Raw genomic sequence first — 10,825 nt, forward strand, 5'->3', positions numbered from 1 at the left:
GTGCGGCACAGATTCCTGATCAGTCGACGCGTTTGGCGGACTTGATCAGGATCGGGTCGACGGGAACGTTCTGCATGCCTTTCTGGTTGCCGGTGCGGGCGTTGACGATGTTGTCGACGACGTCCATACCTTTGACGACTTTGCCAAACACCGCATAACCGAAGTCCCGGGTGCCGTTGTCGAGCATCGCATTGTCATTGGTGTTGATGAAGAACTGGCTGGTCGCCGAGTTCACGTCCGAGGTACGGGCCATGGCGATGGTGCCACGCACGTTATGCAGGCCGTTCTGTGCTTCGTTCTTGATCGGGTCCTTGGTGGGCTTTTGAACCAGTTGCTGAGTAAAGCCGCCACCCTGAACCATGAAGCCCGGGATCACGCGGTGAAAAATCGTGTTGCTGTAGAAGCCGCTGTCCACGTAACCCAGAAAGTTCGCGGTGCTGAGAGGTGCCTTGGTGTCGGCCAGCTCGATTTCAATCTGCCCGAAGCTGGTGTCGAGTACCACATGCGTGGCCTTGTCTGGAGCAGCCATCAGGTTGGCAGCAAACAGTACGGTACAGGCGGTGAGAGCGATTTTTTTCAGCATGTGGCAACACGTCCTTCGGTAAGAAATATCGACTGTGGCCGGCAAGGAAAACACGTTTGGCTTTTTTTGCCCAGCTTTTGCCTTGCGCAGCGTTCGAAGCTCTGCAATGCAGCGCGCGACCCATCCGCACACGGTTTCAGACCTCGGTGCTTTCGATGAATTCCAGCAGCGTGCGGTTGAATGGCTCGGGCTGGTCCAGCGGCGCGGCATGCCGGGAGTCGCTGATGACCACCAACCGGGCGTTGGGGATGCGTTTCACGTAATCCTCTTTGAGCGATACCGGTGTGTAGTCATGTTCGGCGGCGATGATCAGGGTCGGGCAGGTGATGCGCGCCAAACGGTGCTCCACACCCCAGCCGACAATGGCGTCGAAGCTGGCGAGGTAGGCCCGCTTGTCATTTTTGCTCCAGCGCTCGGCCATTTTGCGCCGCAGTTCGGCCTGCTCCGGCTTGGGAAACAGTCGTTTGCCGAGTGCCTGCCCCAGGGTTGCCATACCGACGACGCGTGACAGGGTCCAGCGTCTGGCCCACTGCCACAGGTCACCGGGCGTTCTGACCTTGACCTGCGGGGCACTGTTCACGATGCACAGGCTCTTGAGCAAATTCGGCTGATCGACTGCCAATTGAAAGCCGACCATGCCACCCATCGATAGGCCGACCACATGCACCGGGCCGAGTCGAAGGTGTTCGATCAGCGCTTCCACGTCGTTGCTCATGCCCTGAATGCTGTACCGCTCATGAGGCTTGTCCGAACGCCCATGGCCGCGCAGGTCCATGACTATGACGCGGTAATGCGCGGCCAGCGCCGGTATCTGGTATTCCCAGTCCTGACAGCTGGACCCTAGGCCATGCAGCAGCAGGACCGGTGTGCCCTGACCATATTCCTCGTAATGCAGCGTGCACTCGTCATGCTCGAAAAAAGCCATCTGCCTACTCCTGTCAGGCGTGTTGAGGTGCCGTCAGCGCTGTGGTCAATGGCGCGGTGTCGAAGGTGCGGATCAGGTCGATCAGAATCTGTGTCGCCGGGCCCAGCGGCCGGTCCTTGCTGGAGTAAAGATAGAACGTCGGGTTGCGGTTGCCACCCTTGTTGAGGGGCAGGGGCTTGAGCAGCCCTTCGCGCAGTTCACGTTCGATCATGTGCCGAGGCAGCCACGCAAACCCCAGTCCGTTGCTGACAAAGGTCGCTGCGGTACCAAGGCTGCCGACGGTCCAGCGTTGTTCGGCGCCCAGCCAGCCGAAATCCCTGGGCTGCTGCCTGCCTGAGTCGCGAATCACCACTTGCAACTGGCTTTCCAGGTCTTGAAAGGTCAACTCGCGATTGGCCTGATGCAGGGCATGGTCCGGATGGGCAACGGCGACAAACTCGACAGAGCTCATTTCTGTACCCAGATGGCCTGCGATGGCGTAGCCGCTGATGGCCAGGTCTGCGACGCCTTCGAGCAACACTTCCTCGACGCCGGACAGCACCTCTTCACGCAGGCGAACCCGGCAACCACGGCTTTGCGGCATGAACGCGGTCAGCGCTCTGACCAGGCGTGCCGATGGGTAGGCGGCGTCGATGACCAGTCGGACTTCCGCTTCCCAGCCCTGTTCCATGTGATGCGCCAGGTCTTCCAGCTGGCTGGCCTGCTTGACCAGTTGCCGCGAGCGCCGCAGTAGCACACCGCCAGCCTCGGTCAGGACCGCCTTGCGGCCATCGATACGCAGCAACGGTACGCCGAGCTGTTCCTGCATGCGAGCCACGGTGTAACTCACGGATGATTGCGAGCGGTGCAAGGCCTCGGCGGCCTGGGCAAAACCACCATGATCGACTACGGCCTGCAAGGTGCGCCACTGGTCGAGAGTCACGCGGGGCGCTTTCATGCGGTCATTCCTCTTTAATTCGCTGGCTGTTGTTCTGTTGTTCTATTCTGACAATTTGGTCCCGGAGACTGCCAAATGAATCGACTGTGCTGTGTGCTGCTGGCCATGTTCCCGGTTGCCGCCTTTGCCTACCCCATCGAAGTGGAAAAGCAGTATCAGGCGGTGAAGATTGATTACGTCACGCATGATGTCTATCACGACACAGGGTCCATCACAGTCAATAACTATGGTGACGTAGACGCCAAATGTGCGGTGGTGTTCATTAATGGCCCGGAAGCACCACGTACCCGGCGCGTGCAGGTCGGTGCAGGCAAAAGCGTTGACGTTTCATCCAGCTTCAAGCGCAGCATTATCAAACTGCGCATCAGGCTCACCTGTCAGCCAGCGTGAGAGTAGAGCGCTACGATGGATAAAACAAATGTATGAATGGGGTGTGGCGAGGATTGACGGTTTTTGATCGATACGGTGATTTTTAAGCGAGTTTATGGCGGGTGGAATTCACAAGCGCAGCTGACTATTGTGCCAATGCTCCGCGTGGGCATGCATTCCGTGACGCTCCGCGTCACAAATATGCGGCCCGGCGCGGTATCAAGCGCAAAGGAGTCTCAGGCTTTAGCGCTGCCTGTATCTCGGGGCGGGTTGAGTGATGCTCCATGGCTGCGATGTGACGCGGAGCGTCACTAAATGCATTACCACGCGGAGCGTGGTAATGAGAAGCTGCGTAGTTTCAGTCCCTGAGCATGGACACCATCAAACGATGATGTCGGCCGCCTGCAGGGTCTGTACGCCGGTCAGCTGGATTTCGAAATCCGCTCCCACGCTGTCGTCGATGTTGCCGTACAGCACGCCGTCGGCGAAGCGCAGCTCGCCTGTGTTGTTGGCGCTGAAAGCAGCATTGCCGATGAACACGAAGGCGTCCGCGTCATCGGTTAACGGGCGGGCGTCAAAGCCGGAAAAGTCCAGTTTGTCGCCTTCAGTTACCTTGAAACCGTTGATGATGTCGCGCAATGCGCCCAGGCCCACGTCGCTGGCGCTACTGAATACATAATGATCGGCGCCTGTACCGCCAACCAGCGTATCTGCACCGGAACCGCCAACCAGCACATCGTCACCTGCGCCGCCAGACAAGCTGTCATTGCCATCGCCACCCACCAGGATGTTGGCGTTCTTGTTGCCGGTCAGCGAGTCGGCGAACTGGCTGCCAATCAGGTTTTCCGTGCCCTTGATCGTATCCAGCCCGGAGCCGCCGGTGGCCTGTTGAGCGCTGGTGTTCAGCGCAACCGTGACACCGGATGTGGCGACCTGGTAAGACACCGTGTCATTGCCATCACGGCCGTCGAGAACATTGTCGCCAGCCCCTGCATACAGCACGTTGTCGAGCGCATTGCCGATTGCGTTAGCGGCTCCGCTGCTGGTGATTACCAGTTTTTCCAGATTGGCGCCCAAGGTGTAACTCGCCAGTGAGCTGTACACCGTATCAATGCCGCCGGTTTTGGCGTCCGTCGCGGTTTCGACCACCCGGTCTGCCACGTCATCCACCACGTAGCTGTCTGAGCCATCACCGCCCGTGAGCAAGTCAGCGCCCGCGCCGCCGTTGAGAATATTGTCGGCCGCGTTGCCGGTGATGACGTTTTTCAGCGCGTTGCCGGTGCCGTTGATGGCAGACACGCCCGTCAGCAACAGGTTTTCCACGTTCGCCCCCAGCATCCAGCTGACGGAAGACACCACGGCGTCGATCTGCGACGCTGAGTCGTTGCTCTCGGTGACGGTGTCCAGTGCGTTGTCGACGACATAAATGTCGTTGCCGTCGCCGCCTGTCATGTCATCCGCGCCCTGATCACCGTCCAGAATGTCGTTCCCGGTACCGCCGACCAGCGTGTCGTCGTCACTGGTACCGAAAATGTGACCCCCTTCGTTCTGGCCGCCGCTGACAATATCGGCCGGATTGTTGTTGTCGGCGGGGTTGCTGCTGTAGCCCAGGTCATTGGCAATAAAGTCGGCCAGTCGCTGACCGACGATCTCCGCAGATTCTTCATGCAGGTGCCAGACGTCATCGGGATAAACCAGCGGGTTGACCTCGTAGCGCAACGGCAGGTCGGTATAATCCACCGCCAGTTTGACGTCGGCGCGCTCATTGGCGATGGCTTCCTGAGCATTACGCACATAACCCACGCCTTCGACGATGGCGCTGATTTTCTCGTCGGTGTAACCGCGTGCCTTGGCTGCGTCAGCCTGGTAATGGCCGGTTTCAACCATATACACCGTGAAGTCGCCTATCTGCGCGTGCAGGTAATCGAACACCTTGAGGGTCGACGCCTTGTACAGGTCGGCGGCCGCCTGTTTGTCGGTGGCGCGGGCTATTTCCTGAGCGCCTTCTTCGCCCTGGCTCCAGACAATGCCGGTGGTGACTTTGTCGACACCATTGAGCGTCGCCAGTTGTGCCTTGAGCAGTTCTGTGGCGCGCAGCAGTGCCGGCCCCGGCTGATCGGTGTCGGTGAGCCACCACGAAACACGCTGCTCTTCCTGAGTGCCGGTCGAGTAACCCACCACGGTGCTGCCGCCTACGGCCAGGTCAACGGGATCGCCATTGGCATCGTTGAACTGGCTGCGCACGTCGTAGTCGGTGTAACGGGTCAGGTCCTTGACCATCTCCGAGGTGCCGGACTGGTTGTCGTCTTCGGTCATGCGCAGCAGTCGTGCGTTGGATTGACCCAACGTCGGCAGGTAGAGAATCTCCTGAGCCTCACGCTGGCCAAACACGAAGTCCGCTTCGGTCAGAGTGTCGAGCAGATTGCCGCTCAAGGCGATTTCGAAGCGATTGCCGTCGGCATCGGCGATGGCGGACTTGATGTAGGTCTTGTCTCCCGCCTCATTGAGGGTCATGTACAGCGTGTGGTTTTCACCGTTGCCCAGCCCCAGAAAGCCCAGCGCGGAGACGTCGATTTTGTCCTGGCCGGGGGTAAAGTCGCAGATCGTGTCGGTGGCTGTCAGGCCGCCAGCCTCATAATTGCGGTAGCTGTCGGTGAGCGCGCTGTAGAGGAAGGTGTCGGCATCGGCCCCGCCGTACAAGACGTCGCGGCCCGCTCCGCCGTTGAGGATATCGGCACCGGTGTCGCCACGCAGCGTGTCGTCGCCACCCAGACCCAGAAGGGTGTCATCACCCTCGGTGCCATACAGTGCTTCGGCGTTTTGCGTGCCTGACAGCGTGCCCGGCGCGACATTGCCCACGTTGATGGCGAAGCTGTCCGCCACCGACGCGCCCGTTGCGTCGCTGGCTGTCAGCAGCACCGAATAAAGCCCGGATGCCGTGCCGCCTGGTGTGCCGCTGAAGGTCAGGGTCTTGCTGTCGAATTTCAGCCAGTCGGGCAGGGCACTGTTATCGGTCAGGGTCGCGCTGTAGGTCAGTGACGTGCTGTCCGAGTCGCTGAAACTGCCAGGCTGCACCGCGTAGGAAAACGCCTTCTGTTCGGTGATGTTCTGATCCATCAGCGGCGTATTGAGTACCGGCGCCTGGTTGGTTGCCGACGCGGTAGAGAAGATGAAACTGGACGCGCCCAGTTTGTCGAGCAGGTTGCCTTCCAGTGCTATCTCGAAGCGATTACCGGTGCTGTCGACGGCGTTGGTCTTGATGTAGGTCTTGCTGCCGTCGGCGTTTACCGACAGGTAAATGGTGTTGGCACTGCCATCGCCCAGCCCGCGCAGGCCGATGCTGGAAAGGTCGATACGGTCCTCGGCGGCGTTGAAATCCGTAATGGTGTCGCTCTGCTTGGTGCCGCTGGCCGTGTAGTTACGGTAGCTGTCCAGCCGCGAGTTGTAGACGAATACGTCAGCGCCGGCGCCACCGGTGAGGATGTCGGCATCGGCACCGCCCGTGAGAGTGTCTGCACCCGCGCCGCCGTTGATGCGGTCCACGCCTGCATTGCCGTTGATGATGTCATTGCCTTCGGTGCCGGTCAGGGTATCGCCGCCTGCGGTGCCTTCCGTGACACGCTGGAAAACGAAGTGACTGGCATTCAGCGTGTCTTTCAGGTTGCCGCTCAGCCCCAGCTCGAACTGGTTGCCGTTGGCGTCCGCTTCAAGCGACTTGATGTAGGTGCGGTCGAGGCTGGCGTTGTAGCTGATATTCAGTGTGCCGGCCTTGCCGCTGCCCAGCCCGGTGAAGCCGAGGTTTGAAAGGTCGATGCGGTCCTGGCTGATGTCGAAGTCAGACACCAGATCGGTAGCGCTGGTGGTGGCCGTTCGATAGCTGTCGGTCAACTGATCGAAACGGAAGGTATCGGCACCTGCGCCGCCGCTGAGTTTGTCGGCCCCGGTACCGCCGACCAGAATGTCGTCGCCCGCGCCGCCATTGAGGGTGTCCTTGCCCGCCAGGCCGAAGATCAGCTCGTTGGCCGCGTTGCCGGTGATGGTGTCGTTTACTTCAGTGCCTTGCACGGTCACTTGCGGAAACGCATCGCCTGCGAAACTGCCGTCGCCGTACACCAGGGTCAGGCCTTTGCTGGTGTGGCTGATGGTGTTGCCTACGATGCTGTTGCGGTCGGTACCGTCTTCATTACGCTCGGCAACGCCATAGGTGGAATTGTCGCTGCCAGTGATCACGTTGCCGCGAATCAGGTTGTCGCTGCCGTTGAAGAACTTGCCGGAAACGCCCGAAGTGTCATCGTAGGACTGAATGATGATTTCCGGCACCGGGGCGCCCAGTGAGTTGTTGCTCAGCGTGTTATCGAAGACGTCCACCCCGGTACTGCCGTAAATGCGCACGCCAGCATTGCCATTGTCATGGATGTCCACGCCGCTGACCGACACCTGGCTGGACAGCTTGATCAGCACGCCTTCGGCACCGTTGCCGTACACCGAGCCGCCGGTGATGGTGATGTTGGCGGGCGAGGGGATGTTCTCGCTGCCGCGCTGCACCACAATCCCGGTGCTGCCGTTGCCGTAGGCGACGTTGTTGCTCAGGGTGAAATCGTGGGTGCTGGTGACCACGTTGAAGCCGTGGCGATCATTGTCATACGCAACGTTGTTTTCAAACACGCTGTCGCTCAGGTAATCGGCCACGAAACCGTCCAGGCCGTTGCCATGCGATACGCTGTTCTTGATCACCATGTTGACGGTCTGCTCGTGCGGGTCGAACCCGTACCCCGAGCAATCCTTGATTTCGACGCTGTCGAGAGTGACGTTCGAGTCCTTGCCGTCAGAGCCTGGAATGTAACCGTTGAACCAGCCGTCAACCTTGCCGGTGGTGGCGTCCCGGTTACCGTCCAGCGTCAGATTCTTCATGCCGAAGTCATGAGTCTCCTCGCCGTAGGCCGAGCGTACGATGCCGGTAACCTTGGTGTCCGAGCCATCTGCGAGCTTGATGATGGTCTCGCCCATGCCTGCGCCTGACAGGGTAACGTTGCTCTTGAGCATCAGGCAGCCGTCAGAAGGCTCCTCGCCACCGGACACGACGTATGTTCCGGCCCCCATGACCACTTCCCCGCCGCCTGCCGCAGCGGCTGCGTCGATCGCAGCCTGAATGGCTGCCGTATCGTCAGTGACGCCGTCGCCCAGTGCTCCGAAGTCTTTTGTGTTGAATATCATGGTGTTACTCCAGGCGACGACGAATGTGGATGAATTGAGTCAATATTGCAGCGTCGGGATGATAAGACCTTTTTCTGTGGAAAAGTTGCCGATATAGGCTATATTTTCGTCGAAACCGACGACATGTACGTCAATAATGCGACTGTCATATTTGTGACGGGTAACGCGGGGCGCGGCGACGGGTTGGCGTCAAAAAGCGGCGGCCTTCGAGTGGACAGTGAGTGACACAACCGTTAGGGTCGCGCCCTTCAAAAAAGGGGGGCGGGCATGGGTTATTTACTTTTCGTCACACTGATTCAGGCGTTTTCGTTCAGCCTGATCGGTGTCTATCTGGCCGGGCACGTCGACAGTTACTTTGCGGTACTGGTGCGCGTGGTGCTGGCCGGGCTGGTGTTCATTCCCCTGACGCGCTGGCGTCAGGTCGAACCGCGATTCATGCGCGGCATGCTGCTGATCGGCGCATTGCAATTCGGCGTTACTTACGTCTGCCTGTACCTGAGCTTCAGGGTGCTGACGGTGCCGGAAGTGCTGCTGTTCACCATCCTCACGCCCTTGCACATAACGCTGATCGAAGATGCGTTGAACCGGCGCTTCAATCCATGGGCGCTGCTGGCAGCTCTGGTCGCGGTACTGGGGGCGGGGGTGATTCGCTACGACGGCCTGGACGGCGACTTTCTCGGTGGTTTCCTGCTGCTGCAACTGGCCAACTTCACCTACGCCGCCGGGCAGGTGCTGTACAAACATCTGGTCGCGTGGCACCCCAGCGATCTGCCGCACTATCGTCGTTTCGGCTACTTCTATCTGGGCGCGCTGGCAGTGGTCCTGCCTGCATTCCTGATGTTCGGCAATCCGCAGCACCTGCCCGAAGCGCCGACCCAATGGATCGTGCTGCTGTTCCTCGGCCTGTGTTCGACGGCGCTGGGCATGTACTGGTGGAACAAGGGCGCGTGCATGGTCAACGGCGGAACCCTTGCTGTGATGAACAACCTGCATGTGCCGCTCGGGCTGTTGATCAACCTGCTGATCTGGAACCAGCACGAAGACCTCACCCGCCTGCTGATTGGCGGCGGGGTGATCGTGGCGTCGGTGTGGATCAGTCGTCTGGGTATTCGGAGTAAGCCGGAAGCAGTATCCGGCTCCCGTTGAATCAGACGTGTTGCCCGCCGTTGACGTGAATTTCTGCGCCATTCACGTAGGACGCGCCAGCGGTACACAGGAAATAGATCAACGAGGCGACTTCCTCGGGCTTGCCCAGCCTGTGCATCGGCACCAGCCGCTCGACAATCTCTGCGGTGCCGGGTGACAGAATCGACGTATCGATTTCACCCGGCGCAATGGCATTGACCCTTATCCCGTGCGGGCCGAAATCGAAAGCCATTTCTCGGGTCAGTGCAGACAGTGCTGCCTTGGACGTGGCGTAGGCGACCCCCGCAAAAGGATGCACTTTCGAGCCTGCAATCGAGGTGACATTGATGATGCTGCCCTTGGCTGCTTTCAGTTCGTCAAACAGGCCGCGTGCCAGCAGCGCGGTGGAGAACAGGTTGACGTTGAACACCTTGATCCAGGTGCTGTAATCCGACTCCAGCACGCCCATGCGGCCGCCTTCCGGTGTTTTCGGTGAAACGCCTGCGTTGTTCACCAGTGCATCCAGACGCCCGCCAAGCTTGTCCTTGATCGCCGCCATGCTCGCGCTGACGCTATCGATGTCTTCCAGATCCAGATGAATATGATTGAGCAGGCCTTCTGCCCACGGACAGTCATCCACCCAGCTCTGTCTGGACGCCGTGAACACTTCCCAGCCAGCGGCATTGAAGTGCTTGACCGTGGCATGACCGATCCCCCGGCTTGCGCCAGTCAGCAACAGCTTTTTCTTGTCGCCCATAAGTGCGTTCCGGTTTTTGAGGTTGGAGGCATGATGTTTTTTGCCGGGCGGGGTGTCAATGACGGCGCAGTGATTGTGTTGCGTGGTTTATCGACCGACCGAGGGTATTGTGTTTGCCAGCCAATGACCTACCCTCGGCAACAACCCCACCTACAGGAGGCAGCATGTTCAACAAAGGCATCTGGCTGAACGAACCCCGGCACTGGAGCGTGACGGAAGCGCGTCTGACAGTTACCACAGACCCCGAAACTGATTTCTGGCAGCAAACCCATTATGGATTTTGTCGCGACAGCGGGCATTTTCTGGGGGTATCGGTGAGCGGTGACTTCACCGCGCAAGTGCATGTGCAGGGCGATTTCAAGACGCTTTATGATCAGGCGGGTTTGATGGTCCGGGTCGACGAGCGCAACTGGGTCAAAACCGGCGTTGAAGTCAGCGACGGGACACTGATGCTGGGCAGCGTTTTAACCTGCGGACAATCGGATTGGGCCACGGGGGCCTTCGATGAATCCGCTTTGGGAATCTGGCTACGGGTCACCGTTGCCAAGGGCGTAATGCGTATTCAGCATTCAAGCGATGGCCTGCGTTGGCCCTTGCTGCGTCTGGCGCCATTTCCAGTGAGCGAACGTTATGCGGTAGGGCCGATGTGTTGCAGCCCTGAGCGGGGAGGGCTGGAGGTGGCGTTTTCCCGCTTCGAGGTCATGCCTGCGATGGGCAAGGATCTGCACGACCTGACCTGAATCACTCTTCAACTGGCACTTGCCGGCCAGTTGAAAAGCGATACCGCTATCCTGCTGAGTGGCGTACATAACGGCGTCAAGGTGCGGTCCGCCAGCTTGTCACCCAACAGGTTGCCGATGAACAGCTCCAGGCCGAGATGAACCTGGTGATGGATGGTTTATGTGCAGGCAGCCC

Annotated in this window: 8 protein-coding genes; 3 read left to right on the forward strand and 5 right to left on the reverse strand. The window is 59.5% G+C overall.

The genetic code is table 11. The features are described 5' to 3' along the window. Positions 1-19: 19 nt before the first annotated feature. The 3 genes from N018_RS06260 to N018_RS06270 form a co-directional block, all read right to left on the reverse strand. The gene (locus N018_RS06260; protein ID WP_024675952.1) at positions 20-583 is read right to left on the reverse strand and encodes a peptidylprolyl isomerase; all 564 of its coding nucleotides are present in this window, start codon (positions 581-583) and stop codon (positions 20-22) included. A 136-nt stretch (positions 584-719) separates the two neighbouring features. Beyond that, the gene (locus tag N018_RS06265; protein WP_025389111.1) at positions 720-1,508 is read right to left on the reverse strand and encodes an alpha/beta fold hydrolase; all 789 of its coding nucleotides are present in this window, start codon (positions 1,506-1,508) and stop codon (positions 720-722) included. Between the two features lie 13 nt (positions 1,509-1,521). Further along, a complete protein-coding gene (locus N018_RS06270) occupies positions 1,522-2,445 on the reverse strand; it encodes a LysR family transcriptional regulator (RefSeq protein ID WP_024643662.1) in 924 nt (307 codons plus the stop codon). Positions 2,446-2,520: 75 nt separating this feature from the next. Between N018_RS06270 and N018_RS06275 the strand changes: the two genes are divergently transcribed. Continuing rightward, on the forward strand, positions 2,521-2,835 hold the full coding sequence (locus N018_RS06275) for a hypothetical protein (RefSeq protein WP_025389112.1): 315 nt from the start codon (positions 2,521-2,523) through the stop codon (positions 2,833-2,835). A 360-nt stretch (positions 2,836-3,195) separates the two neighbouring features. Here N018_RS06275 and N018_RS06280 read toward each other — a convergent pair whose 3' ends face one another. Next, on the reverse strand, positions 3,196-8,028 hold the full coding sequence (locus N018_RS06280; RefSeq protein ID WP_025389113.1) for a M10 family metallopeptidase C-terminal domain-containing protein: 4,833 nt from the start codon (positions 8,026-8,028) through the stop codon (positions 3,196-3,198). A gap of 267 nt (positions 8,029-8,295) precedes the next feature. Between N018_RS06280 and N018_RS06290 the strand changes: the two genes are divergently transcribed. Continuing rightward, on the forward strand, positions 8,296-9,174 hold the full coding sequence (locus tag N018_RS06290; protein ID WP_025389114.1) for a carboxylate/amino acid/amine transporter: 879 nt from the start codon (positions 8,296-8,298) through the stop codon (positions 9,172-9,174). 1 nt (position 9,175) lies between these two features. On the opposite strand, the gene N018_RS06295 is transcribed toward N018_RS06290, so the two are convergent. Beyond that, a complete protein-coding gene (locus tag N018_RS06295) occupies positions 9,176-9,910 on the reverse strand; it encodes an SDR family NAD(P)-dependent oxidoreductase (RefSeq protein WP_025389115.1) in 735 nt (244 codons plus the stop codon). Between the two features lie 164 nt (positions 9,911-10,074). Between N018_RS06295 and N018_RS06300 the strand changes: the two genes are divergently transcribed. Next, positions 10,075-10,650, forward strand: coding sequence for a DUF1349 domain-containing protein (locus N018_RS06300; protein WP_025389116.1), 576 nt, complete (start codon positions 10,075-10,077; stop codon positions 10,648-10,650). The last annotated feature ends 175 nt before the right edge of the window (positions 10,651-10,825 follow it).

Origin of the sequence: Pseudomonas syringae CC1557 (genome assembly GCF_000452705.1) — a bacterium.
GTDB lineage: Bacteria > Pseudomonadota > Gammaproteobacteria > Pseudomonadales > Pseudomonadaceae > Aquipseudomonas > Aquipseudomonas syringae_F.

Bases quoted from the DNA above. Each gene is read 5' to 3' on its own strand.
- N018_RS06260 (WP_024675952.1), bottom strand. From the start codon at position 583: ATGCTGAAAAAAATCGCTCTCACCGCCTGTACCGTACTGTTTGCTGCC.
- N018_RS06265 (WP_025389111.1), bottom strand. From the start codon at position 1,508: ATGGCTTTTTTCGAGCATGACGAGTGCACGCTGCATTACGAGGAATAT.
- N018_RS06270 (WP_024643662.1), bottom strand. From the start codon at position 2,445: ATGAAAGCGCCCCGCGTGACTCTCGACCAGTGGCGCACCTTGCAGGCC.
- N018_RS06275 (WP_025389112.1), top strand. From the start codon at position 2,521: ATGAATCGACTGTGCTGTGTGCTGCTGGCCATGTTCCCGGTTGCCGCC.
- N018_RS06280 (WP_025389113.1), bottom strand. From the start codon at position 8,028: ATGATATTCAACACAAAAGACTTCGGAGCACTGGGCGACGGCGTCACT.
- N018_RS06290 (WP_025389114.1), top strand. From the start codon at position 8,296: ATGGGTTATTTACTTTTCGTCACACTGATTCAGGCGTTTTCGTTCAGC.
- N018_RS06295 (WP_025389115.1), bottom strand. From the start codon at position 9,910: ATGGGCGACAAGAAAAAGCTGTTGCTGACTGGCGCAAGCCGGGGGATC.
- N018_RS06300 (WP_025389116.1), top strand. From the start codon at position 10,075: ATGTTCAACAAAGGCATCTGGCTGAACGAACCCCGGCACTGGAGCGTG.